The 26,505-nt window shown below is 56.1% G+C and carries 39 protein-coding genes; all 39 read left to right on the top strand.

What is annotated here, in order from left to right; genetic code table 11:
* The first annotated feature begins 40 nt into the window (after positions 1 to 40).
* The 39 genes from GKZ68_RS14575 (at position 41) to GKZ68_RS14385 (ending at position 26,501) form a co-directional block, all read left to right on the top strand.
* Complete coding sequence (locus GKZ68_RS14575) at positions 41 to 1,297, top strand: nucleoside permease (protein ID WP_173116045.1); 1,257 nt, start codon at positions 41 to 43, stop codon at positions 1,295 to 1,297.
* 21 nt (positions 1,298 to 1,318) lie between these two features.
* On the top strand, positions 1,319 to 2,206 hold the full coding sequence (locus GKZ68_RS14570; RefSeq protein ID WP_173116043.1) for a hydroxypyruvate isomerase family protein: 888 nt from the start codon (positions 1,319 to 1,321) through the stop codon (positions 2,204 to 2,206).
* 44 nt (positions 2,207 to 2,250) lie between these two features.
* Positions 2,251 to 3,024 carry a DUF1080 domain-containing protein gene (locus GKZ68_RS14565; protein WP_173116041.1) on the top strand — a complete coding sequence of 258 codons (774 nt, stop codon included), beginning with the start codon at positions 2,251 to 2,253 and terminating at the stop codon, positions 3,022 to 3,024.
* Positions 3,025 to 3,137: 113 nt separating this feature from the next.
* The gene (locus GKZ68_RS14560; RefSeq protein ID WP_173116039.1) at positions 3,138 to 3,464 is read left to right on the top strand and encodes a DUF3467 domain-containing protein; all 327 of its coding nucleotides are present in this window, start codon (positions 3,138 to 3,140) and stop codon (positions 3,462 to 3,464) included.
* 131 nt (positions 3,465 to 3,595) lie between these two features.
* Positions 3,596 to 4,024, top strand: a complete 429-nt coding sequence (gene rpsL, locus GKZ68_RS14555; RefSeq protein ID WP_173116037.1) for a 30S ribosomal protein S12 — start codon at positions 3,596 to 3,598, stop codon at positions 4,022 to 4,024.
* Between the two features lie 99 nt (positions 4,025 to 4,123).
* Positions 4,124 to 4,591 (top strand): 30S ribosomal protein S7, encoded by a 468-nt coding sequence (rpsG, locus tag GKZ68_RS14550; protein WP_173116035.1) that lies wholly within the window; start codon positions 4,124 to 4,126, stop codon positions 4,589 to 4,591.
* A gap of 110 nt (positions 4,592 to 4,701) precedes the next feature.
* Positions 4,702 to 6,843: an elongation factor G gene (gene fusA / locus GKZ68_RS14545; RefSeq protein ID WP_173116033.1), complete on the top strand. Its 2,142-nt coding sequence runs from the start codon at positions 4,702 to 4,704 to the stop codon at positions 6,841 to 6,843.
* 46 nt (positions 6,844 to 6,889) lie between these two features.
* Positions 6,890 to 7,195: a 30S ribosomal protein S10 gene (gene rpsJ / locus GKZ68_RS14540; RefSeq protein WP_144846844.1), complete on the top strand. Its 306-nt coding sequence runs from the start codon at positions 6,890 to 6,892 to the stop codon at positions 7,193 to 7,195.
* A 229-nt stretch (positions 7,196 to 7,424) separates the two neighbouring features.
* Entirely contained in the window at positions 7,425 to 8,045 is a 621-nt protein-coding gene (rplC, locus tag GKZ68_RS14535; protein ID WP_173116031.1) for a 50S ribosomal protein L3, read from the top strand.
* Between the two features lie 19 nt (positions 8,046 to 8,064).
* Positions 8,065 to 8,712: a 50S ribosomal protein L4 gene (rplD, locus tag GKZ68_RS14530; protein ID WP_173116029.1), complete on the top strand. Its 648-nt coding sequence runs from the start codon at positions 8,065 to 8,067 to the stop codon at positions 8,710 to 8,712.
* Positions 8,712 to 8,999 carry a 50S ribosomal protein L23 gene (gene rplW / locus GKZ68_RS14525; protein WP_173116028.1) on the top strand — a complete coding sequence of 96 codons (288 nt, stop codon included), beginning with the start codon at positions 8,712 to 8,714 and terminating at the stop codon, positions 8,997 to 8,999. The genes rplD and rplW overlap by 1 nt, the downstream gene beginning before the upstream one ends.
* 33 nt (positions 9,000 to 9,032) lie before the next feature.
* On the top strand, positions 9,033 to 9,860 hold the full coding sequence (gene rplB / locus GKZ68_RS14520) for a 50S ribosomal protein L2 (RefSeq protein ID WP_173116026.1): 828 nt from the start codon (positions 9,033 to 9,035) through the stop codon (positions 9,858 to 9,860).
* A 3-nt stretch (positions 9,861 to 9,863) separates the two neighbouring features.
* Positions 9,864 to 10,142, top strand: coding sequence for a 30S ribosomal protein S19 (rpsS, locus tag GKZ68_RS14515; protein ID WP_068340444.1), 279 nt, complete (start codon positions 9,864 to 9,866; stop codon positions 10,140 to 10,142).
* A gap of 1 nt (position 10,143) precedes the next feature.
* Positions 10,144 to 10,590: a 50S ribosomal protein L22 gene (gene rplV, locus GKZ68_RS14510; protein WP_173116024.1), complete on the top strand. Its 447-nt coding sequence runs from the start codon at positions 10,144 to 10,146 to the stop codon at positions 10,588 to 10,590.
* Positions 10,575 to 11,462, top strand: coding sequence for a 30S ribosomal protein S3 (rpsC, locus tag GKZ68_RS14505; protein WP_173116022.1), 888 nt, complete (start codon positions 10,575 to 10,577; stop codon positions 11,460 to 11,462). Before rplV ends, rpsC begins: the two co-directional genes overlap by 16 nt.
* Before the next feature lie 93 nt (positions 11,463 to 11,555).
* A complete protein-coding gene (rplP, locus tag GKZ68_RS14500) occupies positions 11,556 to 11,984 on the top strand; it encodes a 50S ribosomal protein L16 (RefSeq protein ID WP_068340453.1) in 429 nt (142 codons plus the stop codon).
* Positions 11,985 to 11,988: 4 nt separating this feature from the next.
* Positions 11,989 to 12,198: a 50S ribosomal protein L29 gene (rpmC, locus tag GKZ68_RS14495; protein ID WP_173116020.1), complete on the top strand. Its 210-nt coding sequence runs from the start codon at positions 11,989 to 11,991 to the stop codon at positions 12,196 to 12,198.
* 2 nt (positions 12,199 to 12,200) lie between these two features.
* On the top strand, positions 12,201 to 12,500 hold the full coding sequence (gene rpsQ, locus GKZ68_RS14490; protein ID WP_151086037.1) for a 30S ribosomal protein S17: 300 nt from the start codon (positions 12,201 to 12,203) through the stop codon (positions 12,498 to 12,500).
* A gap of 9 nt (positions 12,501 to 12,509) precedes the next feature.
* On the top strand, positions 12,510 to 12,878 hold the full coding sequence (gene rplN, locus GKZ68_RS14485) for a 50S ribosomal protein L14 (protein WP_068340463.1): 369 nt from the start codon (positions 12,510 to 12,512) through the stop codon (positions 12,876 to 12,878).
* A gap of 3 nt (positions 12,879 to 12,881) precedes the next feature.
* Entirely contained in the window at positions 12,882 to 13,145 is a 264-nt protein-coding gene (gene rplX / locus GKZ68_RS14480; RefSeq protein ID WP_208131281.1) for a 50S ribosomal protein L24, read from the top strand.
* Between the two features lie 14 nt (positions 13,146 to 13,159).
* On the top strand, positions 13,160 to 13,717 hold the full coding sequence (gene rplE / locus GKZ68_RS14475; protein WP_173116018.1) for a 50S ribosomal protein L5: 558 nt from the start codon (positions 13,160 to 13,162) through the stop codon (positions 13,715 to 13,717).
* Positions 13,717 to 13,986 carry a 30S ribosomal protein S14 gene (gene rpsN / locus GKZ68_RS14470; RefSeq protein WP_144846881.1) on the top strand — a complete coding sequence of 90 codons (270 nt, stop codon included), beginning with the start codon at positions 13,717 to 13,719 and terminating at the stop codon, positions 13,984 to 13,986. The genes rplE and rpsN overlap by 1 nt, the downstream gene beginning before the upstream one ends.
* 313 nt (positions 13,987 to 14,299) lie before the next feature.
* Complete coding sequence (gene rpsH / locus GKZ68_RS14465; protein WP_144846899.1) at positions 14,300 to 14,698, top strand: 30S ribosomal protein S8; 399 nt, start codon at positions 14,300 to 14,302, stop codon at positions 14,696 to 14,698.
* A 22-nt stretch (positions 14,699 to 14,720) separates the two neighbouring features.
* The gene (gene rplF, locus GKZ68_RS14460) at positions 14,721 to 15,278 is read left to right on the top strand and encodes a 50S ribosomal protein L6 (RefSeq protein WP_173116016.1); all 558 of its coding nucleotides are present in this window, start codon (positions 14,721 to 14,723) and stop codon (positions 15,276 to 15,278) included.
* 9 nt (positions 15,279 to 15,287) lie between these two features.
* Positions 15,288 to 15,638 (top strand): 50S ribosomal protein L18, encoded by a 351-nt coding sequence (gene rplR / locus GKZ68_RS14455; RefSeq protein ID WP_133656912.1) that lies wholly within the window; start codon positions 15,288 to 15,290, stop codon positions 15,636 to 15,638.
* 6 nt (positions 15,639 to 15,644) lie between these two features.
* Positions 15,645 to 16,262, top strand: coding sequence for a 30S ribosomal protein S5 (gene rpsE, locus GKZ68_RS14450; RefSeq protein ID WP_173116014.1), 618 nt, complete (start codon positions 15,645 to 15,647; stop codon positions 16,260 to 16,262).
* 7 nt (positions 16,263 to 16,269) lie between these two features.
* On the top strand, positions 16,270 to 16,449 hold the full coding sequence (rpmD, locus tag GKZ68_RS14445) for a 50S ribosomal protein L30 (protein WP_173116012.1): 180 nt from the start codon (positions 16,270 to 16,272) through the stop codon (positions 16,447 to 16,449).
* A 15-nt stretch (positions 16,450 to 16,464) separates the two neighbouring features.
* Positions 16,465 to 16,911 (top strand): 50S ribosomal protein L15, encoded by a 447-nt coding sequence (gene rplO / locus GKZ68_RS14440; RefSeq protein ID WP_173116010.1) that lies wholly within the window; start codon positions 16,465 to 16,467, stop codon positions 16,909 to 16,911.
* Positions 16,912 to 16,933: 22 nt separating this feature from the next.
* Positions 16,934 to 18,250, top strand: coding sequence for a preprotein translocase subunit SecY (gene secY / locus GKZ68_RS14435; RefSeq protein ID WP_173116008.1), 1,317 nt, complete (start codon positions 16,934 to 16,936; stop codon positions 18,248 to 18,250).
* A 9-nt stretch (positions 18,251 to 18,259) separates the two neighbouring features.
* Complete coding sequence (gene map / locus GKZ68_RS14430; RefSeq protein WP_173116006.1) at positions 18,260 to 19,042, top strand: type I methionyl aminopeptidase; 783 nt, start codon at positions 18,260 to 18,262, stop codon at positions 19,040 to 19,042.
* 5 nt (positions 19,043 to 19,047) lie between these two features.
* The gene (gene infA / locus GKZ68_RS14425; RefSeq protein WP_035567874.1) at positions 19,048 to 19,266 is read left to right on the top strand and encodes a translation initiation factor IF-1; all 219 of its coding nucleotides are present in this window, start codon (positions 19,048 to 19,050) and stop codon (positions 19,264 to 19,266) included.
* Between the two features lie 24 nt (positions 19,267 to 19,290).
* Positions 19,291 to 19,407, top strand: coding sequence for a 50S ribosomal protein L36 (gene rpmJ, locus GKZ68_RS14420; protein ID WP_068340511.1), 117 nt, complete (start codon positions 19,291 to 19,293; stop codon positions 19,405 to 19,407).
* 114 nt (positions 19,408 to 19,521) lie between these two features.
* A complete protein-coding gene (rpsM, locus tag GKZ68_RS14415) occupies positions 19,522 to 19,899 on the top strand; it encodes a 30S ribosomal protein S13 (protein WP_173116004.1) in 378 nt (125 codons plus the stop codon).
* 123 nt (positions 19,900 to 20,022) lie between these two features.
* Positions 20,023 to 20,415, top strand: a complete 393-nt coding sequence (rpsK, locus tag GKZ68_RS14410; RefSeq protein WP_144846925.1) for a 30S ribosomal protein S11 — start codon at positions 20,023 to 20,025, stop codon at positions 20,413 to 20,415.
* Positions 20,416 to 20,441: 26 nt separating this feature from the next.
* A complete protein-coding gene (rpsD, locus tag GKZ68_RS14405; RefSeq protein WP_068340514.1) occupies positions 20,442 to 21,047 on the top strand; it encodes a 30S ribosomal protein S4 in 606 nt (201 codons plus the stop codon).
* A gap of 185 nt (positions 21,048 to 21,232) precedes the next feature.
* Positions 21,233 to 22,222: a DNA-directed RNA polymerase subunit alpha gene (locus GKZ68_RS14400; protein ID WP_173116002.1), complete on the top strand. Its 990-nt coding sequence runs from the start codon at positions 21,233 to 21,235 to the stop codon at positions 22,220 to 22,222.
* Between the two features lie 171 nt (positions 22,223 to 22,393).
* Positions 22,394 to 22,981: a 50S ribosomal protein L17 gene (gene rplQ, locus GKZ68_RS14395; RefSeq protein ID WP_173116000.1), complete on the top strand. Its 588-nt coding sequence runs from the start codon at positions 22,394 to 22,396 to the stop codon at positions 22,979 to 22,981.
* Positions 22,982 to 23,195: 214 nt separating this feature from the next.
* Positions 23,196 to 25,829 (top strand): glucosidase, encoded by a 2,634-nt coding sequence (locus GKZ68_RS14390; RefSeq protein ID WP_173115998.1) that lies wholly within the window; start codon positions 23,196 to 23,198, stop codon positions 25,827 to 25,829.
* A gap of 96 nt (positions 25,830 to 25,925) precedes the next feature.
* Positions 25,926 to 26,501 carry an RNA polymerase sigma factor gene (locus GKZ68_RS14385; RefSeq protein WP_173115997.1) on the top strand — a complete coding sequence of 192 codons (576 nt, stop codon included), beginning with the start codon at positions 25,926 to 25,928 and terminating at the stop codon, positions 26,499 to 26,501.
* The last annotated feature ends 4 nt before the right edge of the window (positions 26,502 to 26,505 follow it).

Genomic DNA, 26,505 nt, shown 5'->3' with positions numbered 1-26,505 from the left:
GCCACCGCTAGCCTTCCTTTTCCATCCCACCCCTCTGCCTATGTCTGCCGCCATTCGGATTAAGTTGTCCATCATGATGTTCCTGGAGTTTTTTATCTGGGGCGCGTGGTTCGTAACGCTGGGCACCTACCTGTTGCACAACCTGCACGCCACGGGCACGCAGGTGGGCGTGGCCTTCCTGACGCAGTCAATCGGGGCCATTGTGGCGCCGTTTATTATCGGGCTCATTGCCGACCGGTTTTTTTCGGCCCAGAAAATTCTCGGGGTGCTGCACCTGCTGGGCGCCTTGCTTCTGTGGCGCGCTTCCTCGGCGCCCGATTTTAATAGCTTCTACCCCAATGTGCTCACCTACATGGTGTTGTACATGCCCACGCTGGCCCTGGTCAATTCCATCGCCTTTCGGCAGATGAAAGACCCGCAGAAGGAGTTTGCGCCTGTTCGGGTACTAGGCACGCTGGGCTGGATTATCGCCGGCCTCACCATCGGCTGGCTAAATTGGGAACAAACCAATAATCTGCAAACTACTTTTCTGATGGCCGCTGGCGCCGCCGCGCTGCTCGGGGTATTCAGCTTTACGCTGCCCGCTACACCTCCCGTGAAAAGCGGTCAGTCAAGCTCCATCGGCGACCTGCTGGGCCTCGACGCTATTGGTCTGCTCAAAAACCGCTCGTACCTGATTTTCTTCCTGGCGTCTATCGCCATCTGCATCCCGCTGGCCTTCTACTACGGCTTCACCAACCCTTTCCTCAACGAGGTAGGCATGAAAGCTGCCGCCGGCGTGCAGAGCCTGGGACAGGTGTCGGAGCTGCTATTTATGCTGGCCATTCCGCTGTTTTTTAGTCGGCTAGGGGTAAAAAAAATGCTGGCTATCGGTATGGCGGCCTGGGTGTTGCGCTACGTGTTCTTCGCCTACGGTAATGGGGCTAGCAACTACTGGATGCTCATTGCGGGCATTGTGCTGCACGGCGTATGCTACGACTTCTTCTTCGTAACGGGCCAGATTTATACCGACAACCTGGCCGGCGAGCGCTTCAAAAGCTCGGCGCAGGGCTTTATTACGCTGGCTACTTATGGTGTGGGCATGCTTATCGGCACGCTACTCTCAGGCGACATCTTCGATAAAAATACCCTAGCCGGCGGCGGCCACGACTGGCGCATGATTTGGCTCATTCCGGCTGGTATCGCGGCGGTGGTACTGCTGCTTTTCTTGCTGCTTTTCCGCGAGCGAGTTACCGCGTCTGCGGCCCCCGATGCCACCGTGCCCTACGGCGAAGCCTCGGCCGTCGCCCCCGGCTAATAATTATTCAACCTCTCCGCTATGAGTACCTGGAATCGCCGCGCTGCCCTGAAAGGCTTGCTGGCCACCACCGCCACGGTGGGCACGGTAGGCGTGGCCAGCGCCCGCACCATGGATGAAAAACAAACCGCCCCGAAAAACCCACTGCTCGGCAACATTAAGCAGTCGGTGTGCCGTTGGTGCTTTCAGGATATGCCTCTAGAGCAGTTGTGCGCCGCCGCTAAGGCAATGGGTATCAAAGGTATCGACCTGGTGGGGCCTAATGACTGGCCTACGCTCAAAAAGCACGGCCTCGATTCGCCCATGTGCAATGGCGCCGAGCTCAACCTCACCGATGGCTTCAACGACCCGCGCTTTCACGCGCAGCTCCAGAAGCAGTATGGCGAGATGATTCCGCGCGTGGCGCAGGCCGGGTACACCAATCTCATCTGCTTCAGCGGCAGCCGCCGGGGCATGACCGATGAGGTAGGCCTAGCCAACGCCGTGAAGGGCTTGCAGCCGCTACTAGCCCTAGCTGAAAAGCATAAAGTAGTACTGGTGATGGAACTGCTCAACAGCAAAGTTGACCACCACGACTACATGTGTGACCGTACCAGCTGGGGCGTGGCCCTGGCCAAAAAACTAGGCTCTGAGCACTTCAAGCTGCTCTACGACATCTACCACATGCAGATTGACGAGGGCGATGTCATCCGCACTATCAGAGACAACCACGTCTACATTGCGCACTACCATACGGCTGGCGTGCCCGGCCGCCACGAGCTCGACGACTCGCAGGAGTTGAATTACCCGGCTATCATGCGCGCCATTAAGGCTACCGGCTTTCCGGGCTACGTGGCGCAGGAGTTTATTCCGACCAAAACCGATAAGCTGGCTTCACTCCAGCAGGCCGTGCGGCTCTGCGATGTGTAGCGCGGCTAGCGGCCGCTTTTTTTCCTCTCTAATTCTCCCACCTTATGAAGCTTTTTCTTGCCAGTGCGTTTATGCTAGGGGCCACTACCCTGGCCTGTGCCCAGCAAACGGCCAAGCCCGAAGATACCGAGGTATATGAGCCGGTGCCCAAACCGGTGGTAGCTACGCCCAACTTCGAGCCGGCCCCTTCCGACGCACTGATACTCTTTGATGGCAAAGACCTCAGTCAGTGGGTAATGACCGACGACCGCAACACGCCCGCCAAATGGAAAGTAGCTGGTGGCATTATTACCGTAGATAAAACCACCGGCAACATCGAAACCAAGAAAGCCTTTACTAACTACCAACTGCACCTGGAGTGGCGCATCCCGGCCAACATCAGCGGTACCGGGCAGGCGCGCGGCAACAGCGGCGTGTTTCTGGCCTCGCTCGGCAAGGGCGACCTGGGCTACGAGCTGCAAATCGTGGACTCGTACAATAACAAGACCTACGTCAATGGCATGGCCGGCAGCATCTATAAGCAGCGGGTGCCCCTGGCCAACCCCGCCCGCAAGCCGGGCGAATGGCAGTCGTACGATGTAGTGTGGATGGCGCCCACCTTCAAAGCCGACGGCTCGGTGCAAACGCCCGCTCGCGTCACCGTCTTCTTCAACGGGGTGCTGGTGCAAAACAACGTGGAGCTAGCCGGCCCCACCCGTTACATCGGTCCCGCCAGCTATGAAGGCCAGAAAGCCGGCCCCGCGCCTATCAAGCTGCAAGCCCACGGGGACAAAAGCGAGCCCGACAGCTTCCGCAACATCTGGGTGCGCGAATTGTAGGCGTCCGCCCAGACGGATAAGTGTACTTTTGCGCTAAAGGAGCCGACTAGTGAGTGCTGGTCGGCTTTACTTTTTTAAAATCGTTAGTCTGTATTAACGTTTCCTTTTGTTCCATGCAGCCCAATCAGTCTCCAGATACCGACCCCAACGCCCTCAATATTGAACTAAGTGAAGCTATTGCGGAAGGTGAATATGCCAACCTGGTGCTCATTGCGCACAGCACTAGCGAGTTCGTAGTCGATTTTATTCGCATGATGCCGGGTGCGCCCAAGGCTAAAGTGAAAGCCCGCATCATCCTCACGCCCGAGCACGCCAAGCGCCTGCTGTCCGCCTTGGAGGAGAATATACAGCGCTTCGAGCAAAGCTATGGCCCCATTAAGCTGCACCAAGAAGCTACTACTTATCCTATGAATTTTGGGGGCGCAGTAGGGGAGGCCTAGCGGAGCTAACGACCCGGCTTCTGCAACAGAAAATTAACTTTTTCAGCGAGTTTGCTATTGCCAAACTATTTTCTTACCTTTGCAGGCCTGAAAATTTGGGAGCAAACGGCTCTCGTTCAACTAATCGCTAAATGCCAACCATCAACCAACTAGTACGGAAAGGTCGCGAGGCTCTGACTACCAAGTCGAAGTCGCCCGCCCTTGATTCGTGCCCGCAGCGTCGGGGCGTATGCACTCGCGTGTATACCACCACGCCTAAGAAGCCGAACTCGGCTATGCGCAAAGTGGCCCGTGTGCGCCTTACCAACGGTAAGGAAGTAAACGCATACATTCCCGGTGAAGGCCACAACCTCCAGGAGCACAGCATTGTGCTCATTCGCGGAGGCCGGGTAAAAGACCTGCCAGGCGTGCGCTACCACATCATCCGTGGTGCGCTCGATACGGCCGGCGTAAGCGGCCGCTTGCAGCGTCGCTCGAAGTACGGCGCCAAGCGCCCGAAGCCGGGCCAGGTTGCAGCCGCTGGTAAAGGTGGTAAGCCGGCACCCGGCAAGAAGAAGTAATTTATTAGTTGCCAGTTGTTAGTTGTCAGCCGCCAGGGCTGCAAGGTCCGCTCCAAGCGGCTGACAACTAACAACTACCAACTGACAACTATATAAACCATGCGTAAGTCAAAACCGAAAAAGCGCATTCTCCTGCCGGACCCCAAGTTCAAGGAGACGCTCGTAACCCGCTTCGTCAACTACATGATGTATGACGGGAAAAAGAACCTGGCCTATACCATTTTCTACGATGCTGTGGAGCAGGTAGAAAACCGCACCAAGGAAAGCGGCCTCGAAATGTGGCGCAAAGCGTTGAACAACGTGATGCCGACCGTCGAGGTGAAAAGCCGCCGCGTAGGTGGTGCTACCTTCCAGGTACCGATTGAAGTGCGTGCCGACCGCCGCATTGCCGTAGGCTCGAAGTGGCTGATTCAGTACGCGCGTCGCCGTGGGGAGAAAACCATGAAAGACAAGCTAGCCGGCGAAATCATTGCCGCTGCCAAGGGTGAAGGTGCTGCCGTTAAGAAAAAGGACGACACCCACCGCATGGCCGAGGCCAACAAGGCTTTCTCGCACTTCCGTTTCTAATCTATCGGGCGTTTAGCGGGTTGTTGAGTTTAGATTGAATGTTTAGCCAGCTTTGGTTGTCTTCATCGCTAGACTCATCAACCCGCTAACGCGCTAATTAACCTACCGTAATGGCAGTCAACAAAGACCTTCAATACCTGCGCAATATTGGGATTATGGCCCACATTGACGCGGGCAAGACGACCACTTCGGAGCGTATTCTCTACTACACCGGCAAAACCCACAAAATTGGGGAGGTGCACGACGGAGCCGCTACGATGGACTGGATGGAGCAGGAGCAGGAGCGTGGCATCACCATTACCTCGGCTGCTACCACCACTTTCTGGAACTACCCGACCGATGCCAAAGGCAACACGACCGGCGAAACCAAACAGTATAAAATCAACCTCATCGATACCCCTGGTCACGTTGACTTCACGGTCGAAGTTGAGCGTTCGCTGCGCGTGCTCGACGGGGCTGTGGCTCTGTTCTGCGCCGTATCGGGCGTAGAGCCGCAGTCGGAGACTGTATGGCGTCAGGCTGATAAGTATAGCGTTCCGCGCATTTGCTTCGTCAACAAGATGGACCGTGCCGGCGCTGACTTCTTCAAGGCAGTAAACGAAATCAAGGAAAAGCTCGGCGCCAACCCCGTGCCGCTGCAAATTCCGATTGGCGCTGAGGATACTTTCAAAGGCGTAGTTGACCTGCTCACTGGCAAAGCCATTGTGTGGGACGATGCTACCGAAGGCAAGTCGTACAACGAGATTCCCGTTCCCGAGGACCTGGTAGATACCGTGGCCGAGTGGCGCGAGAAGCTCATCGAGAGCGTAGCTGAGTACGACGACACCTTGATGGAGAAATTCTTCGAGGACCCGGAAAGCATTACCCGTGAGGAAATGATGGTCGTTATCCGCAAAGCGGTTATCGACATGAAGTTCTCGCCCGTACTATGCGGCTCGGCCTTCAAAAACAAGGGTGTGCAGACGATGCTGGATGCCGTGATGGCTTACCTGCCTTCGCCGCTTGATATGCCTGCCATCGAGGGTACCAACCCCGAGACTGGCGAGCCGGTAGAGCGTCACCCCGACAATTCGGAGCCCTTCACCGCGCTAGCCTTCAAGATTGCTACCGACCCCTACGTAGGTCGTCTGTGCTTCTTCCGCTGCTATAGCGGTCAGCTCGACGGTGGCTCGTATGTACTGAACAACCGCACCGGCAAGAAGGAGCGTATCTCGCGCCTCATGCAGATGCACTCCAACAAACAGAACCCGATTGATAAAATCCAGGCGGGTGATATTGCTGCTGGTGTTGGTTTCAAAGACATCAAAACCGGTGACACGCTGACTGACGAAAAGAATCCCGTGGTTCTGGAGTCGATGTCGTTCCCCGAGCCGGTAATCGGCTACGCTATCGAGCCGAAGACGCAGGCCGACGTTGACAAAATGGGTATGGCTATCGCCAAGCTCATCGAGGAAGACCCGACCCTTCGTGTGAACACCGACGAGGAAACCGGCCAGACCATTCTGCGTGGCATGGGCGAGTTGCACCTTGAAATCATCATCGACCGCATGCGTCGGGAATTCAAAGTAGAAATCAACCAGGGTGCTCCCCAGGTTGCCTACAAAGAAATCCTTACTAAGAAAGTCGACCACCGCGAAACGTACAAGAAGCAAACCGGTGGCCGTGGTAAGTTCGGCGACATCGTGTTTGAACTTGGCCCGAAAGAAACCGAGCCCGAAAAGGCTGGCATGGAGTTCGACAATGCCATCGTAGGTGGTGTAATCCCCCGCGAATTCATTGCGCCCATCCAGAAAGGCTTCGAAGAGGCAATGAAGCGTGGTCCGCTAGCTGGCTTCCCCATCGAAACGATGAAGGTTCGCCTTTACCACGGTTCGTTCCACGATGTTGACTCGGATGCCCTATCGTTCGAACTCGCCGCCCGTGACGGTTTCCGCGAAGCAGCCCGCAAGGCTGGTCCGAAACTGCTCGAGCCCATTATGGCTGTGGAAGTAGTTTGCCCCGACGAGTACACGGGTCCCGTAACCGGTGACTTGAACCGTCGTCGTGGTTTGATGAAAGGCATGGACACCAAGGGTGGTGCCCAGGTTATCAAGGCTGACGTTCCGCTATCGGAACTGTTCGGCTACGTAACTGACCTGCGTACGCTGTCGTCGGGCCGTGCCTCGGCTTCGCTCACCTTCTCGCACTACGAGCAGGTGCCCACCAACATGGCTGAGGCTATTGTTGCCAAAACAAAAGGCACCCGCGCCTAATATTTTTTCAGCTTGTCAATCCTGAGGCAATCGGCCTCTACCAACCATGAACCAAAAAATCAGAATCAAGCTGAAAAGCTATGACCACAACTTGGTCGATAAGTCTTCCGAGAAAATCGTGAAGGCTGTAAAAGCTACCGGTGCCATCGTGAGCGGCCCGATTCCGTTGCCTACAGAAAAAGAGAAGTACACGGTACTGCGTTCGCCCCACGTAAATAAGAAGAGCCGGGAGCAATTCCAGCTCTGCACTTACAAGCGTCTGGTGGACATCTTCTCGACCAGCAGCAAGACAGTAGATGCGCTGATGAAGCTGGAGCTGCCCAGCGGCGTTGACGTTGAAATCAAAGTCTGAGCCTAGCGCTTACCTATTAAAAGCCCCACTGGTCATTGGCCGGCGGGGCTTTTTATATGGCTAGCTCTGCGCATCTACCAGTAGGCAGGTGGATGAGCTAAATGCCTCACTGCTAAATTTATTTCTGCAACAAGTTGGTTTTTTCAGGGAAAAACACCTACCTTTGCACTCCCTTAGCGAAAAGGCCACTCGGGCCTTTTCTTTTTGTGTCATTTAATATCCACACAGAATGCCTGGCATCATCGGTAAAAAAATCGGTATGACAAGCCTCTTCACTCCGGACGGGAAGAACATTCCCTGCACGCTCATAGAAGCGGGTCCGTGCGTAGTGACGCAGGTTAAGACTGTCGAAACAGACGGCTACAACGCCGTGCAACTCGGCTACGGCGAGAAAAAAGCCAAGAATACCACCAAGGCCCTGGCTGGCCACTTCGCTAAAGCAAGCACTACTCCTAAGAAACGCCTCGTTGAGTTCCGCACCGACGACCTCGCCGCTTTCACGCTCGGCAGCACGGTAGAAACGTCGCTGTTCGAAGAAGGCGAGTTTGTTGACGTGGTAGGGACTTCGAAAGGTAAAGGTTTCCAGGGTGTTGTGAAGCGTTACAACTTTCAAGGCGTGGGTGGTCAAACCCACGGTCAGCACAACCGCCTGCGTCACCCCGGTTCTATCGGTGCGTGCTCGTGGCCTTCGCGCGTATTCAAAGGAATGCGCATGGGTGGCCGCATGGGCACCGACCGAGTTAAGATTCAGAACCTGAAGGTGATGCGTATTGTGGCTGATAAGAACCTGATTCTGGTGAGTGGCTCGGTGCCCGGTGCCAAGAACGGCTACGTGGTTCTGGAGAAATAACCTGCTAAGCTTACTAGAGATGGAACTGTCCGTATTCAATAGCAAAGGCGAAGACACCGGCCGCAAGGTTACGCTGTCCGACGCCGTGTTCGGCCACGAGCCGAACGAGCACGTCATGTACCTCGACGTGAAGCAGTACCTGGCCAACCAACGCCAGGGTACGCACAAATCGAAGCAGCGTGCTGAAGTAGCCCGCACCACGAAAAAACTGAAGAAGCAGAAAGGCACCGGTGGTGCTCGTGCTGGTTCGATGAAATCGGGTGTATTCGTAGGTGGTGGCCGCATGTTCGGTCCGCAGCCCCGCGACTACGGCTTCAAGCTGAACAAAAAGACCAAGCGCGTTGCCCGTCTGTCGGCTCTGTCGGTACTGGCTCGCGAAGGCAAAGTAGCCTTGGTTGAGAACCTCACGCTGAGCGCTCCTAAGACCAAAGACTTCGTAGCTATCCTTGATGGCCTGAAGCTCAACAATGGCCGCAAGACCTTGTACGTAGCCGCTGAGGCTGACAAGAACTTGCTGCTGAGCGCCCGCAACGTGCAGAAGGTGAAAATTGCTACCCCCGTAGCCCTCAACACCCACGACTTGCTGAACACCGACACCCTGCTGCTGAGCGAGGATGGTCTGCGTTCGCTGGAGCAATTGTACACCGCTAATAACTCCGCCGAATAATGAGCACGCTAAAACGCCCCATTATCACCGAGAAGGCCACCAGCCTCACCGAAAAAGGCCGCTACGTGTTCGAAGTAGAGCGCACGGCCAACAAGGTGCAGATTAAGAAGGACATCGAGCAACTTTACGGTGTGACCGTGCTAGGTATCAACACGATGCGCACGATTGGCAAAGTGAAGTCGAAGTTCACCAAAGGTGGCCAGGTTTCGGGTCGTCGCGCCCACGGCAAGAAAGCCGTCGTGACCCTGAAAGAAGGTGACATCATTGATTTCTACGGCAATATCTAATTGCCTTCGCCGCAAAAGCCCAACTAGCTAGTAATGGCACTTAAAAAACTCAGACCAACCACGCCAGGCCAACGCTTCCGCGTGGCCCCGGCCTTCGACGAGCTAACCACGTCGACGCCGGAGAAGTCGTTGCTGACCTCGCTCAAAAAGACCGGTGGTCGTAACTCTTCGGGTAAAATGTCGAACCGCTACATCGGCGGTGGACACAAAACCCAGTATCGTATCGTAGACTTCAAGCGTGACAAAGCCGGTGTTCCGGCCACGGTGAAGACCATCGAGTACGATCCCAACCGTACCGCTCGTATTGCCTTGCTGCACTACGCCGACGGCGAGAAGCGCTACATCATTGCCCCCGCGGGCCTGAATGTAGATACCGTTATCGTATCGGGTCCCGGTGTAGCTCCTGAAGTTGGCAATGCCTTGCCGCTCCGCGAAATGCCCCTTGGTACTATCGTTCACAACATCGAGTTGCAGCCCGGTCAGGGTGCCGCTATCGCTCGCTCGGCTGGCACTTACGCCCAGCTTGTAGCTCGTGAGGAGCGTTACGCTACCCTCAAGCTGCCCTCCGGCGAGATGCGCATGGTACTCGTTACCTGCACCGCTACGGTTGGTACGGTGTCGAACGGTGACCACATGAACGTTGTGATGGGCAAAGCCGGTCGCAACCGTTGGGCTGGTCGTCGCCCCCGCGTTCGTGGTGTAGCCATGAACCCTGTTGACCACCCCATGGGTGGTGGTGAAGGTAAATCGTCGGGTGGTCACCCACGTAGCCGTAACGGTATCTTCGCTAAGGGTCAGAAGACCCGCAACAAGAACAAGTATTCTGAGAACCTGATTGTCAGCCGCAAAGGCAAGAAGTAATATATGGCACGTTCACTCAAAAAAGGGCCGTACATTGACTTCCGGCTCGAGAAAAAGGTAGAAGCGCTGGAAAGCGCTGGCAAAAAATCGGTGGTGAAGACTTGGTCGCGCCGCTCTATGATTTCGCCTGACTTCGTGGGTCACACCTTCGCAGTCCACAACGGGAACAAGTTCATCCCGGTCTATGTAACTGAAAACATGGTCGGCCACAAGCTCGGCGAGTTTGCGCCCACGCGCAACTTCCGCGGCCACGTCGCCAAAAAAGATAAAGGCAAGCGTTAAGATGGAAGCAGTAGCCAAACTCCGTAACGTGCCTACCTCGCCGCGCAAAATGCGCCTGGTAGCCAATCTGGTACGCGGCAAGCGCGTAACCCAGGCCCTCGGCCTGCTCCGCTTTGAGGCTAACTCGGGTGCTGAGCGCGTGGAGAAACTGCTCTTGTCGGCCTTGGCCAACTGGCAGCAGAAGAATCCCGACGAGCGCATCGAAGACGCCAACCTTTGCGTGACCGAGATTTCGGTAGACGAAGGACGTCAGCTGAAGCGTTTGCGCCCCGCCCCCCAGGGCCGTGGTCACCGCATCCGCAAGCGCTCGAACCACATCACGCTGACGGTTGGTCCGCAGCGTGAGTCGCAGATGTCGAAGAAAGAGCTGAACGCTCTGACGCGCCTCGCCGCTGCTACCCCACTGAAAACCCCGCCAACGCTTAATCAATCATGGGACAGAAAGTAAATCCCGTCGGTTTCCGACTCGGCGTTATTAAAGGCTGGGACTCAAACTGGTACGGCGGCAAGGATTTTGCCGACAAACTCGTTGAAGACGAGAAAATTCGCAAGTACATCAACGCCCGTATCCAAAAGGGTGGCATCTCGCGCATCGTTATCGAGCGCACCCTAAAGCGGATTACCATCACCATCAACACGGCTCGTCCGGGTGTGGTAATCGGTAAAGGCGGCCAGGAGGTTGATAAGATTAAGGACGAACTCAAGGAAATCACTAAGAAGGATGTTCAAATCAACATCTTCGAGATTAAGCGCCCCGAGTTGGACGCTCGCCTGGTAGGTGAGAGCATTGCTCAGCAACTGGCTGCTCGTATCTCGTTCCGTCGCGCCATGAAGATGTCTATCCAGGCTGCTATGCGGGCTGGTGCTGAAGGCATCAAAATTCAGTGCGGTGGCCGCCTAGGTGGTGCCGAGATTGCTCGCTCGGAGCAGTACAAAGAAGGTCGTACCCCGCTGCACACGCTGCGCGCCGACATCGACTATGCCCTGTCAGAAGCCCAAACGGTGTATGGCAAAATCGGCATCAAGGTGTGGGTAATGCGCGGCGAGGTATTCGGCAAGCCCGACCTCTCGCCCAACCAGGTTCCAGCTGGTCAGCAAGGTGGTGATGACCGTGGTGGCCGTGGTGGCGACCGTGGCCCGCGCCGCGATGGTGACCGCAACGACCGTGGTCCGCGTCGCGATGGTGACCGTGGCCCGCGTCGTGACGGCGCTGCTGGCGGCCCCCGTGGCGGCCAAGGCGGTGGCAACCGTGGTGGTCAAGGTGGTGGCCCCGCTGGCGGTGGCAACCGCGGCGGCCAAGGTGGCGGTCCCCGTCGCTAGGGTTAATTAAACTAGTCTGAGCCGTATCCTGAATCATTTCGTTCAGGGTACGGTTCACTGCTAATATTTTTCAAGTTTTCTTTTTTTACTCAAATGTTACAACCGAAAAGGACCAAGTATCGCAAGATGCAAAAGGGTCGCGTAACAGGCCTGGCCTACCGCGGCAGCTCCATAGACTTCGGTTCGTTCGCGCTTAAGTCACTGGAAATCTCTTGGATTACGGCTCGCCAGATTGAGGCTGCCCGTATTGCCATGACCCGTGCCATGAAACGCGAAGGGCAAGTATGGATTCGCATTTTCCCAGATAAGCCAATTACCAAGAAGCCTGCTGAAGTGCGGATGGGTAAGGGTAAAGGTTCGCCCGAGTACTGGGTAGCCTGCGTGAAGCCTGGCCAAATCATGTTTGAATCGGATGGCGTGAGCCTCGAAACCGCAAAAGAGTCGCTGCGCCTAGCGGCTCAGAAGCTGCCGGTTCGTACCTCATTTGTAGTTCGTCGCGACTACGTAGAGAACGCTGCTTAATTCGATGAAAAACGAAGAAATCCGCGCCCTGTCGCTCGACGACCTGCGCACGCAAATCAAAACCGAGCAAACCAACGGCCAGCAGATGCGCTTCGCGCACGCTATCAGCCCGCTCGAAAACCCCGGCCGCCTGAAGGCCAACCGCAAAACCGTTGCTCGCCTGCAAACGGAGCTTTCGCGTCGGAACAATGAGCAGGCTTCTAACAAAGCTTAGTAATGGAACCGACTCAAGAAAACCTGCTGCCGGCTCACGATGCTGCTTCGGACCGCAACATGCGGAAAGAAATCGTGGGCAAGGTGACCAGCAACAAGATGGATAAGTCCATCACAGTTGCGGTAGTAGCCAAGCACCAGCACCCGATTTACGGAAAGTTCGTGAGCAAGACCACCAAGTTCCACGCCCACGATGAGAAAAACGAGTGCGGTGAAGGTGACCTGGTGCGTATTATGAGCACCCGCCCCCTAAGCAAAACTAAGCGCTGGCGCTTGGTTGAAATTGTTGAACGTGCTAAATAATCCTGAACGATGATACAGCAAGAATCCCGCCTCACGGTGGCCGACAATAGCGGCGCCAAGGAAGTGCTCTGCATCCGCGTACTGGGTGGCACGGGCAAGAAATACGCTACGGTTGGCGATAAAATCGTGGTAGCCATCAAGTCGGCTATCCCTTCGGGCAACGCCAAGAAAGGTACTGTTAGCAAGGCTGTTATCGTACGCGTGAAGAAAGAAATCCGTCGTAAGGACGGTTCCTACATCCGCTTCGACGACAACGCCGCCGTATTGCTCAACAACAACGACGAGCCCCGCGGCACGCGCATTTTCGGGCCAGTAGCCCGCGAGCTGCGCGAGAAGCAGTTCATGAAAATCGTATCGTTAGCCCCCGAAGTAATTTAAGTTATGGCAACGAAACAGAAAGCAGCCCCCGTTCAGCTGCACGTGAAGACGGGCGACAACGTACTCGTAATTGCCGGCGACGAAAAGGGCAAGCGTGGCGTTATCAAGTCGGTGAACCGCTCGACCCAGCGCGTCATCGTAGAAGGCCTGAACCTGGTAACCAAGCACAACAAGCCGAGTGCGAAGAACCCCCAGGGCGGCATTACCAAAATCGAAAGCCCCATTCACGTGTCGAACGTGAAGAAGGTTGATTCGGCCACCGCTTAATCCGCACTACGACCATGGCCCGTCTAAAAGATAAATACGAGAAAGAGGTTGTACCCGCGCTCCAGGAGAAATTCCAGTACAAGAGCATCATGCAGGTACCGCGCATCACCAAAATCTGCATCAACCGTGGCATCGGTGCCGCCGTTGCTGACAAGAAGCTGGTAGACAACGGGGTAGAGGAGCTGACGACCATCACCGGTCAGAAAGCTGTTCCGACCATCGCCAAGCGTTCGGTTTCTAACTTCAAACTCCGCGAGGGCATGCCCATCGGTGCGCGCGTTACGCTGCGCGGCGAGCGGATGTATGAATTCCTGGACCGTTTGCTGACCGTGGCCCTGCCCCGGGTACGTGACTTCAAAGGCATCAACGACAAGGGCTTCGACGGCCGGGGTAACTATACCCTCGGCGTGAAGGAGCAGATTATCTTCCCCGAGATTTCAATTGACAAAATCAAAGGCATCTCCGGTATGGATATCACTTTCGTAACGACGGCCGAAAACGATGAGCAGAGCTACGAGCTGCTCCGCGCCTTCGGTATGCCCTTCGCTAACGCTAAAAAGGAAGCTGAATAATGGCTAAAGAATCCATCAAAGCCCGGGCCCGCAAGCGCGTTGCCCTGGTAGCCCGCTACGCTGAGAAGCGCAAGGCCCTGAAAGCTGCCGGTGACTACGCTGGCCTCGACAAGCTGCCCCGCAATGCGTCGCCCGTGCGCCTGCACAACCGCGACATGATTGACGGCCGCCCCCGTGGCTACATGCGCAAGTTTGGCATCAGCCGCGTTCGCTTCCGCGAAATGGCGCTGGCTGGTAAGATTCCCGGCGTGACGAAGTCGAGCTGGTAGTATTCTTCCTAGGTATGCGAAAGCCCTCAACTCACCGAGTTGAGGGCTTTTTGTTTGAGAATGGAGAGGTTAAAAAATTTTGTTGAAAGTGGGCCTTGCATAAGTGCCACAATTTCTGCTACCTTTGCACCCCAAAATAGAATACCCGTGGGCCTAGCTCACCCTATTTGGCAGGTTGCCGAAAGAAACCATGGGCCGCGCCCCGAAAGCCGAGCCCAGTAGTCTTAACTGAAATTTCGCTGTAGGGCTGCTAGCTACTGCTGCGAAATTTTCTTATCTTTGCGGCCCCAAGTTGTGGGCCAATTAAAAACAAATGAATACTGACCCGATTGCCGACTACCTCACCCGGTTGCGCAACGCCATCAAGGCGAACCACCGGGTAGTGGAAATCCCGGCCAGCAACATCAAAAAGGAAATCACGAAAGTGCTCTATCACAAGGGCTACATTCAGAGCTACCGTTTTGATGATACTTCGGCCCAAGGCGTGATTAAAATCGCCCTGAAGTATAACCCCACTACCAAAGCCCCGGCTATCACCAAGCTGGAGCGCGTGAGCACCCCCGGCCTGCGCCAGTACCGGCACGTCGAGAACCTGCCCCGCGTACTGAGCGGTTTGGGCGTAGCCATCCTGTCGACCTCGAAAGGGGTAATGACCGAGAAAGAGGCTAAAAATGAGAACGTGGGCGGCGAGGTGCTGTGCTACGTGTACTAACCTGCTAAGCCCTAGTATCTATATGTCCCGTATTGGCAAACTACCGATTGCACTGCCCGCCGGCGTGCAGGTATCGGTCGACAACGAGAACACCGTAACGGTGAAAGGCCCCAAAGGCACGCTGACCCAGCAAGTAGACCGTGACATCACGGTAGCTACCGAAGACGGCAACGTTGTCGTGACGCGCCCCACCGAGCAGAAGCGCCACAAGGCCATGCACGGCCTGTACCGCTCGCTCATCAACAACATGATTACCGGCGTTAACACCGGCTTCGAGCACAAGCTCGAGCTTGTGGGCGTAGGTTACAAGGCCGCCCTGGCCGGCCAGTCGCTGGAGCTTTCGCTCGGTTACTCGCACAACGTGTACCTGGCCCTGCCGCCCGAAGTAAAGGCTACCGCCGTTACTGAGAAAGGTAAAAACCCCATCGTTACCCTCAACAGCATCGATAAGCAACTTATCGGTCAGGTAGCCGCCAAAATCCGCTCGCTGCGGAAAGTTGAGCCTTACAAAGGCAAAGGTGTGCGCTTCGTGGGTGAAATCGTTCGTCGTAAAGCCGGCAAGACTGCCGCTAAAAAGTAATCTAGTATCATGGCTTTCGATAAAGCATCCCGCCGGAAGCGCATTCAGCGCATCATCCGCACGAAAGTGTCCGGCACGTCGGAGCGCCCGCGCCTGTCGGTGTTCCGCTCCAACACGGGCATCTACGCCCAGATTATCGACGACACGGCTGGCCGCACGCTGGCTGCCGCTTCGTCGAAGAAGGTAACCGCCGAAGGTGGTAACGGCGTGGCCCTGGCCGCCGCCGTTGGCCGCGAAATCGCTGCTAAGGCGCAGGAGGCCGGCATCACGAAAGTGGTGTTCGACCGCTCGGGCTACCTCTATCACGGTCGTATTAAATCACTAGCTGAAGGAGCCCGCGAAGGCGGCCTCAATTTCTAAGGCATCATGGCAGAGTATAACAACAACAACCGTGGTGGCGGGGCCGGTGGCAACGACCGTGGGGGTAACAACCGGGGCGGTAACGACCGTCGCGGCAACGACCGCGGTGGCCGCGGTGGCAACGATAGCTCGGTTCAGGGCGATTCGGATTTCAAAGAGAAAGTAGTAGCCATCAACCGCGTAGCCAAAGTGGTGAAAGGTGGTCGTCGCTTCAGCTTCTCGGCTATCGTAGTGGTAGGCGACGGCAAAGGCAACGTAGGATACGGTCTGGGCAAAGCCAACGAGGTAACCGACGCCATTGCCAAAGGCATTGACGACGCTCGCAAAAACGTGGTGAAAGTGCCGCTGTATAAGCACACCGTTCCCCACGTAATGGAAGGCCGCTACGGTGGAGGTTTCGTACTCGTGCAGCCCGCTGCGGCTGGTACGGGCGTAATTGCCGGTGGTGCCATGCGCGCCGTGTTCGAATCGGCTGGTATCAAAGACGTACTAGCTAAGTCGAAAGGCTCGTCGAACCCCCACAACGTGGTAAAGGCTACCTTTGCTGCCCTCGCCAAGATGCGTGACCCGATGCAAATTGCTCAGGCACGCGGCATTTCTCTCGCTCGCGTATTTAACGGTTAAGTTGACCATGCCACAGATTCAAGTAAAGCTCGTGCGCAGCGCCATCGACCGCCCCGAGCGTCAGAAGCGTACCGTAGAGGCCCTCGGCCTCAATAAAATGAACAGCGTTGCTACGCACGAAGCCAACCCCAGCATCCTGGGCATGGTGAAGTCGATTCAGCACCTGCTGGAAGTAACCGAACTGTAAGCGTTTATCCCAGTCATGAATCTTTCCAATCTAAAACCTGCCGCTGGCGCAACGCGCAACAACAAGCGTCTCGGTCGTGGTGAAGGCTCGGGCGGCGGTGGTACCGCTACCCGTGGCCACAAGGGCGCCAAATCGCGCTCGGGCTACTCGCGCAAGTCGGGCTTCGAAGGCGGTCAAATGCCTTTGCAGCGTCGCGTGCCGAAGTTCGGCTTCAAAAACATCAACCGTGTCGAGTACAAAGGCATCAACCTGGACGTAATCCAGGGCCTGCTCGAAAGCGGTGCCGTAACTTCGATGGACCAGGCGTACTTTGTACAGGCTGGCCTAGTGTCGAAGAACGCCAAAATCAAAGTTCTGGGTCGTGGTGAACTTACCACCGCCCTCGAAGTACACGCTCACGCTTTCTCGAAATCGGCCGTTGAGGCCATCGAAAAGGCTGGTGGCAAAGTAGTTACGCTGTAGTATCTATTGTTATCGACTAGCAATGAAGAAGTTTATCGAAACGATAAAGAATATTTGGCAGATTGACGATTTGCGCACGCGAATCCTCAATACGCTGTTTTTCATTGCCATTTACCGGCTGGGCTGCTACGTAGTCCTCCCCGGTGTAGACCCTACCCAACTAAAGCAAGGCACCGGCGGCGTATTCGGCATTCTGGATACGCTGCTCGGTGGGGCTTTTAGCCACGCGTCGATTTTCGCGCTGGGTATCATGCCCTACATCTCGGCCTCTATCGTGTTGCAGCTGCTCACGATTGCCGTGCCGTACTTCCAGAAGTTACAGAAGGAAGGTGAGTCGGGCCGGAAGAAAATCAATCAGTATACCCGCGTGCTCACCATCCCGATTGTGATGGCGCAGTCTGTGGGCTTCCTGGCAACGATTAATGCCGAGGCCATTATGAACCCCGGCACGTTCTTTACCATCTCCACCATGCTCATCATTACGGCGGGTACGCTGTTTTGCATGTGGCTAGGGGAAAAGATTACCGATAAAGGTATTGGCAACGGTATCTCCATGATTATCATGATTGGTATTGTATCGCGTCTGCCTGGTGCACTCATTGGGGAAGGCGCTTCTAAGGGCCTTAGTCACGCGCTGGTTTTCTTGTTAGAACTTGTAGTGCTGTTCTTAGTAGTAATGGCCGTTATCGTGCTCACGCAAGCTGTACGCCGGATTCCGGTGCAGTATGCTAAGCAGGTAGGTGGTGCTACGCAACTCGACGCCCAGCGTCAGTTTATCCCGCTTAAGGTTAATGCTGCTGGCGTTATGCCCATCATTTTCGCCCAGTCGCTGATGTTTGTACCGAGCATCGCTGCTTCGGCTTGGGATAAGAATAGCGACCTGGCGGCTAACATCGCCGCATATTTCTCGCCTGAGCATTGGGTATACAATACGGTATTCGCTCTCCTAATTGTCATTTTCACCTACTTCTACACCGCCATCAGCGTTAATCCAAACCAGATTGCGGATGACCTAAAGCGTAGTGGCGGTTTCGTGCCGGGCGTCAAGCCGGGCCGCGACACGTCGGAGTTCATTGATGAAATCCTGACCCGCGTGACGTTGCCGGGTGCTGTGGCGCTAGCACTTATCGCTATCTTCCCGACCTTGGCGTTGCTGCTAGGCGTTACTCGTCCGCTGTCGTTGTTCTACGGTGGTACCTCACTCATCATCATGGTAGGTGTAGTATTGGATACACTAAACCAGGTAGAAAGTTACCTCCTGATGCGTCATTACGATGGCATGATGAAATCGGGCAAATTGCGCGGTCGGCCTTCACAGCCGATAGCTATTGCCTCCTAATCGGCACGAATGGCAACTGGAGTTATTCAGTATAAAACTGAAGAAGAAATAGAGTTAATGCGCGCCGCCGGGCAACTGTTGGCGCGTGCCCACGGCGAGGTAGCTGCGCTGGTGCGCGAAGGAGTCACGACGCGGGAGTTAGACCGCCGCGCCGAGGAGTTCATCCGCGACCACGGGGCTACCCCTTCGTTCAAAGGATTGTATGGTTTCCCGCATAGCTGCTGCCTGAGCCCAAACTCGGTAGTAGTGCACGGGTTTGCTACCGACGAGCCGCTGCAAAGCGGGGATATTTTGACGGTAGACTGCGGGGTATTCCTCAATGGCTACCACGCAGATAGTGCCTACACTTACCCAATCGGGGAGGTGTCGCCGGAAGTACAGCGGCTACTGGATGAAACTAAAGCATCGTTGTATAAAGGTATCGAGCAGGCAGTAGCTGGCAACCGCGTTGGCGACATCAGCTACGCAATTCAAAACTATGTAGCGCCCAAGGGCTATGGCGTGGTGCGTGAGCTGGTTGGTCACGGGGTAGGGGCTAGCCTCCATGAGAAGCCCGAGGTACCGAATTACGGCAAACGAGGCTCGGGGCCGCTGCTACAAGTTGGCATGACCCTAGCCATCGAGCCGATGATTACCCTCGGCAAGAAGGATGTGGTGCAGGAAAAGGATGGCTGGACCATCCGGACCCGCGATAAGAAACCAGCGGCGCACTTTGAGCACACCGTTGTTGTTAGAAAAGACAAGGCAGAAATTCTGACCTCCTTTGAATATATAGAAAAAGCACTGCGTTAGCCCTTATGGCAAAACAAGCCTCCATCGAGCAGGACGGTACCATCCTCGAAGCCCTTTCCAACGCCATGTTTCGCGTGGAATTGGAAAATGGCCACCAACTGATTGCCCACATTTCGGGCAAGATGCGGATGCACTACATCAAGATTCTGCCCGGCGACAAGGTAAAGCTCGAAATGTCGCCCTACGACTTGTCGAAAGGCCGCATTAAGTATCGTTATAAGTAAATTTTTTTCGTTCTTTTCAAGGTCATGAAAGTAAAAACCTCGGTGAAGAAACGTAGCGTTGATTGCAAAATCATCCGCCGTAATGGCAAGCTCTACGTTATCAACAAGAAGAACCCCCGCTTCAAGCAGCGTCAGGGCTAAACCAATTTTCAGAAACTCGGAGCCTTGGGTACTGGCTAGTTTGAACGCTGATTCAGCTAGCCGCCTTCCAAGCCGCTGCCGGACTTTCTGGTCCGCAAACATCTCACAACCACTATGGCTCGTATCGCAGGGGTAGACATCCCGGACAACAAGCGCGGCGAAATCGCCCTGACTTACATTTTCGGCATTGGCCGGAGCAATTCCATTAAAATCCTCACTAAAGCTGGCATCGATGTCAACAAGAAAGTGAAGGACTGGACCGAAGCGGAGGCTAGCGAAATCCGCGCTATCATCGCTGCTGAGCATAAGACCGAGGGCGTGCTGCGCTCGGAAATCCAGCTCAACATCAAGCGTCTGATGGACATTGGCTGCTACCGTGGCCTCCGTCACCGCAAAGGCCTTCCTGTTCGTGGTCAGCGTACCAAAAATAACTCGCGCACCCGTAAGGGTAAGCGTAAGACCGTGGCCGGCAAGAAGAAAGTAACGAAATAACCCGTAGCGGCAATCGGAATTTCAGTTATCAATTATTAGTGAACAGTTATCAGCTTGGGTAACTGTCCACTAATAATTGATAACTGATAAACCAACACCTGCCGCGTTTATAGCGATAACCAAATGGCACAAAAAAGAAAAGACAAAGCCAAGAAGCGGCTTGTCGTGGTGGAGCAGGTGGGCCAGGTCCACATTCGCGCTTCCTTCAATAACATCATTATCTCGGTAACCAACTCGAATGGCCAGGTTATTTCCTGGGCTTCGGCTGGTAAAATGGGGTTCCGGGGTTCAAAGAAAAACACACCCTACGCTGCCCAGATGGCAGCTAGCGACTGCGGCAAGGTAGCCCACGACCTGGGCATGCGCAAAGCCGAAGTGTTCGTGAAAGGTCCGGGTGCTGGCCGTGAGTCGGCCATCCGGGCGTTGGGCAACATTGGTATCGAAGTGACGACCATCCGCGACGTGACGCCGCTGCCGCACAACGGCTGCCGCCCGCCCAAGCGTCGCCGCGTTTGATTTCTCACTCCTGATATTTTTCTAAAATGGCACGTTATACTGGCCCTACCGCCAAAATCGCCCGTCGCTTTTCGGAGCCGATTTTCGGTCCGAGCAAAGCGCTCAATAAAAAGAACTACCCCCCCGGCCAGCACGGCCGTGGCCGTCGCAAGAAGCAGTCGGAATACGCTGTGCAGCTGATGGAGAAGCAAAAGGTAAAGTACCTGTACGGTGTACTGGAGAAATACTTTGAAAACCTCTTTCACAAGGCAGCAGTGCTCCCCGGCATTACGGGTGAGAACTTGCTCGGCCTGTTAGAATCGCGTCTCGACAACGTAGTTTACCGCCTGGGTATCGCTACCACCCGTCGCGCCGCGCGCCAGCTGGTGTCGCACAAGCACATCACGGTAAATGGTGAAGTGGTAAACATTCCTTCTTACAAGCTCCGTCCCGGCGACCTCGTTGGCGTGCGTGAGAAGTCGAAGTCGCTCGAAGCCATCACGACTTCGCTGACCGTGCGCAATGCTCGTCAGTTCTCGTGGCTGGAGTGGGATGGCAAAGACATGGTGGGCAAGTTCACCAATATGCCGTCGCGTGACCTGATTCCGGAGAAAATTACGGAGCAGCTCATTGTCGAACTGTATTCGAAGTAATACTGGCACTTGGTGCGGCCCGGGCTTGGCTCGGGCCGCATTTGTGCTAAGCCGGTGTGGCTATGCTGCTGCTTATTAGCGCGCTAGGGCACGAAAACAACCCACTCGTGGTTTTGGTTGGCTAGCCAAATTTGAGGCAAGCTTCGGCTTGCTTTTCCTGTATACACTAATTAACTGCCCCACATATGTCAATCTTAGCTTTTCAGATGCCGGAGAAGGTGGTGATGGAGAAATCCGACGACTTCACCGGGACGTTTGAATTCAAGCCTCTGGAGAAGGGCTACGGCGTCACGATTGGGAACGCGCTTCGTCGCATTCTGTTGTCGTCGCTGGAGGGCTTCGCCATTACGTCGGTGCGCACGACTTCGGTGCTGCATGAGTTTTCGACGATTGAAGGCGTGATTGAGGACATGTCCGAAATCATCCTTAACCTCAAGCAGGTGCGCTTCAAGAAAATCAGCGATGCTATTGAGGACAAGATTACGGTGCGTATCAGCGGGCAAGACAGCTTCACGGCGGGCGACATCGGCAAGTTCGCCGTGGGCTTCCAGATTCTGAACCCGAAGCTGGTTATCTGCAACCTTGACCCGGCCAAAGAGTTGGAGTTTGAGTTGACGGTAGCGCGTGGCCGTGGCTACGTGCCCGCCGATGAGAACAAGCCGGCCGACCAGGTTTTCGGTCAGATTGCCATTGATGCTATTTACACGCCCATCAAGAACGTGAAATACAGCATCGAGAACACGCGTGTAGAGCAGAAAACTGACTACGAGCGCCTGCTGATTGAAATCTCGACCGACGGCTCGATTCACCCTGAAGAAGCGCTGAAAGGTGCGGCTAATATCCTGATTCAGCACTTCATGTTGTTCTCGGACAGCACGATGCAACTGAGCGGCAACCGCCCGGTAGCGGCTGAGCCGATTGACGAAGAAACCCTAGCCATGCGTAAGGTGCTTAAAACCTCGCTTGGTGAGATGGACCTCTCGGTACGGGCTTACAACTGCCTGAAAGCGGCTGACATCAAGACCCTGGGCGAACTGGTGCAGCTCGACATGGCCGATATGATGAAGTTTCGCAACTTTGGTAAGAAGAGCCTCACGGAGCTGGAAAACCTGGTAGAAGAAAAGGGCCTGCACTTTGGCATGGACCTGAGCAAATACCGCCTCGACGAAGACTAGTAGTAGAGTGCCTTGCTGGCTGCTGAATCCTTACTAAGGACTTGGCAGCCAGCAATTTTTTGTAGTTACTTTTTATTCATCCGCTACGCCCTCGGGGCTAGGGTTCTAATGAGGTTCTAGCGACCCGCCGTGGTCCTGGTCCGCAAGCGTAGCATTTAACCAAATTGTCCGATGCGACACGGTAAAAAAATCAACCACCTGGGCCGTACTACCGCCCACCGCCACGCGATGTTGTCGAACATGGCTTCGTCGCTCATCCTGCACAAGCGCGTGACTACGACGGTTGCTAAAGCTAAGGCTTTGCGCCAGTACATTGAGCCGCTGCTGACTAAGGCGAAGGACGACACGACGCACTCGCGCCGTACCGTATTTGCTACCCTGCAAAACAAGGAAAGCCTCAAGGAGCTGTACGGCGAAGTAGCCGGCCGCATTGCCAACCGCCCCGGTGGCTATACCCGCATTCTGAAACTGAGCGCCACCCGCGCCGGCGACAATGCGGATATGTGCATCATCGAGCTGGTTGACTTCAACGAGACTTTGCTCGAAGCTAAAACTGCTAGCGAAGCCAAAACTACTACTACCCGTCGTTCGCGTCGCCGTGGTGGCAAGAATGAGACTGCTGGCAACGAGGCTGGTACGTCGGCCGCCGTGGTTGCTGATGCTCCGGCTGCTACCACTACTGAGTCGGCCCCGGCCGACACGGCTACCGATACGCTGACCAACGGCGAAACCCGTGAGGAAGCCGAGAAGGCCGAGTAGTTTTAGGCTAAGCTGAAACCGGAAAAGGGATGCGCCGCGAGGTGCATCCTTTTTTTATGCGGGGGAAAGCTTAGGAAGATTTTACGGGTCAAGCCTTAATAAAGGCAACTGTGCGAGCCGCAAGTAGTATGAGGAAGAATTTGGGGGCTAGCCAGCGCTTGAGATGCAGCTGCGGTTTGGTCGTAGTTGCTGGTTGGGAATAAAACGAGTTATTATGCAGGAACAGCGACGCTTGGCGGAAGCCAATAACCAGACGGCGGCCTGGAAGAAATTTGGGCCCTACCTCACCGAGCGGCAGTGGGGTACGGTGCGCGAAGATTACAGTGCCGATGGTAATGCCTGGGACTTTATCACGCACGACATGGCGCGCGGCTACGCCTATCGCTGGGGCGAGGAAGGGCTAGCCGGCCTGAGCGACGACGACCAGCAGCTCTGCTTTGGCGTGGGGTTGTGGAACGGGGTGGATACCCAGCTCAAGGAACGGCTCTTCGGCCTGACCAATGGCCAGGGTAACCACGGCGAGGATGTGAAGGAGCAGTACTATTACCTCGATAGCACACCCACGCACTCGTACATGAAAATGCTGTACAAGTATCCGCAGCGGGCATTTCCTTACGATGAGCTGCGGGTGGAGAATGCCCGGCGCACCCGGCTGGAGCCGGAATACGAACTGCTGGATACCGGCATTTTTGACGAAGACCGTTACTTCGACGTGTTTATCGAATATGCCAAGGCGGGGCCGGAAGACGTGCTGGTGCGCATTACGGCGCACAACCGCGGGCCGGAAGCCGCAATACTGCACGTGCTGCCGCAGCTGTGGTTTCGCAACACTTGGGCCTGGGGCTACGACGCCAGCAAGCCTGAACTGCGGCAGGCACGGCCCGATAGGGTAGTGGCCACGCACCACGCGCTGGGGCAGTACCACTTGTATTGCGAGGGGGCTAGCCGGCTGCTGTTTTGCGAAAACGAGACCAACCCGCGACTGCTGCGCCGCCAGGCAGGTTGGGGCAGCTACTACAAGGATGGCATCAACAACTACGTGGTGCACGGCCACCGCAAGGCGGTGAACCCAGCCCAGCGCGGCACCAAAGCGGCGGCCCAGTACACGCTGACCATTGCGCCGGGCGAGTCGCAGCAGGTGTGCCTGCGCCTGAGCCAGCCCACGCACGAGGCGCCGTTTGCTGATTTTGACCAGGTTTTTACAGAGCGGCAGCAGGAGGCGGACGTGTTTTACGAGTGCGTGCAGGAAGGCGTGGCTAGCCCCGATGCGCGGGCCGTGCAGCGCCAGGCCTTTGCCGGCATGCTGTGGAGCAAGCAGTACTACTACTACGACGTGAGCCAGTGGCTCGATGGCGACCCCAAGTGGCCGGCTCCGCAAGGAGCCCGCCAAAAAGGGCGCAACGCGGCGTGGCGGCACCTGCACAACGCCGACATCATTTCGATGCCCGACAAGTGGGAATATCCGTGGTACGCGGCCTGGGATTTGGCGTTTCACTGCCTGCCGCTAGCTATGCTCGATGCCAGCTTTGCCAAGCAGCAGCTGCGGCTGCTGACCCAGGACGGCTACCTGCACCCGAATGGCCAGATGCCCGCCTACGAGTGGAAGTTTGAGGACGTGAATGCGCCGGTGCACGCCTGGGCCACCTGGCGCGTGTACCAGATGGACCGCAAGCTCAATGGTGGCAACGGTGACAACGTGTTTCTGGAGGCCGTTTTCCAGAAGCTCGTGATGACGTTTACCTGGTGGGTAAACCGCAAAGACCGCGACGAGCGCAACATTTTCGAGGGCGGCTTTCTGGGAATGGATAACATTGGGGTGTTTGACCGCTCGGCGCCGCTGCCTACGGGTGGCAAGATTGAGCAGAGTGATGGCACCAGCTGGATGGCCATGTTCTCGCTCAACCTGATGCGCATGGCCCTGGAGCTAGCCAAAACCAACCCGGTGTACCAGGAAATGGCCAGCAAGTTCTTCGAGCACTTCCTCTACATCGCCCACGCCATGACGCTGGGTGGCGGCGGTGAGTTTAACCTCTGGGACGAGCAGGACCAGTTTTACTACGATGTGCTGCACATGCCCGACGACTCGCGCGAGCGCCTGCGCATCCGCTCGATGGTGGGGCTGATTCCGTTATTTGCCGTCGAAGTAATTGAGGATGACCTGCTCGACGCCGTGCCGCAGTTTACGGCGCGGGCGTGGTGGCTGGTGCAGCACCGCCCGCACCTGGCCGAGCTGGTGAGCCGCTGGCAGGAGCCCGGCAAGGGTGCCCGCCACTTGCTGAGCCTGATGCGCCGCAGCCGCCTCAAGAGCGTGCTTACCCGCATGCTCGACGAAACGGAATTCCTTTCCGACTACGGCATTCGCTCGCTCTCGCGCTACCACCTGGAGCACCCGTATGAATACCACACCACGGAAGACAGCTTTGAAGTACGCTACGTGGCCGGCGAGGCCGAGTCGGATATGTTTGGGGGCAACTCCAACTGGCGCGGGCCCGTGTGGTTTCCAGTCAACTACCTCATTATTGAATCGTTGCAGCGGTTTCATAGCTACTACGGCGATTCGTTTAAAGTGGAGTACCCAACCGGCTCGGGCCAGCTGCACAACCTGAATCAGGTAGCTGATGCCCTTTCCGAGCGCCTGGCTAGGCTGCTGCTGAAAGACGAAAAGGGGCACCGCCCGGCCTTCGGCCCGGCTGGGCCGCTGCAAGACGACCCGCACTTTCGCGACTACCTGCTGTTTCACGAGTTCTTCCACGGCGATGATGGGCACGGCCTGGGGGCTAGCCACCAAACCGGCTGGACGGGCCTGGTGGTGCGGTTGCTGCAGCAGCGTGGTAAAGCAGAAGCTTAACGTGCCCCAGTGCAACCTAGCCGCCACGCGCATTGTCTGTTGGCTATAATCCGGACTGCCCCCGACATTTGCGCCCTACCCAAGCTGAGTTTGCCTATGGAAGCCGTTGCGTATATCGACATCAATGCCCCGCTGGTAGAGCGGTGCCGCGTAAATGACCGGCAGGCGCAGGCCGAATTATACCGCCGCTACTCGAAAGCCATGTTCAACGCCGCCCTGCGTATCACCGGCGACTATGCCGAGGCCGAGGACGTGTTGCAGGAGTCGTTCCTGAGCGCATTTCGGGAGCTGAGCGGCTACAAGGGCGACTCGTCGTTTGGGGCCTGGCTCAAGCGGATAGTAGTCAATAAAAGTATTAACTGCCTGCGGCAAAGAAGATTGCAGCTGGTGCCGCTCGAAGATTTTCACCACGATGCGGCCCCGGCCGAGGCTAGCCCACCCCACGCCCACGAAGACGCCGAGGAGCAGCAGTACCGCGCCGACGTGCTGCGCCGCTGCATCCAGGAGCTGCCCGACGGCTACCGCGTGGTACTGTCTTTGTACTTGCTCGAAGGGTATGACCACCTCGAAATAGCCGGCATTCTGGGCATTACGGAATCTACCTCCAAGTCGCAGTACAGCCGGGCGCGCACCCGTTTGCGCGAGTTGGCTATGGAGCGCGGACTGAGTTAGTTAG

Source organism: Hymenobacter sp. BRD128, assembly GCF_013256625.1.
Classification (GTDB): Bacteria; Bacteroidota; Bacteroidia; order Cytophagales; family Hymenobacteraceae; genus Hymenobacter.
This window is presented reverse-complemented; position numbering and strand designations above follow the sequence as displayed.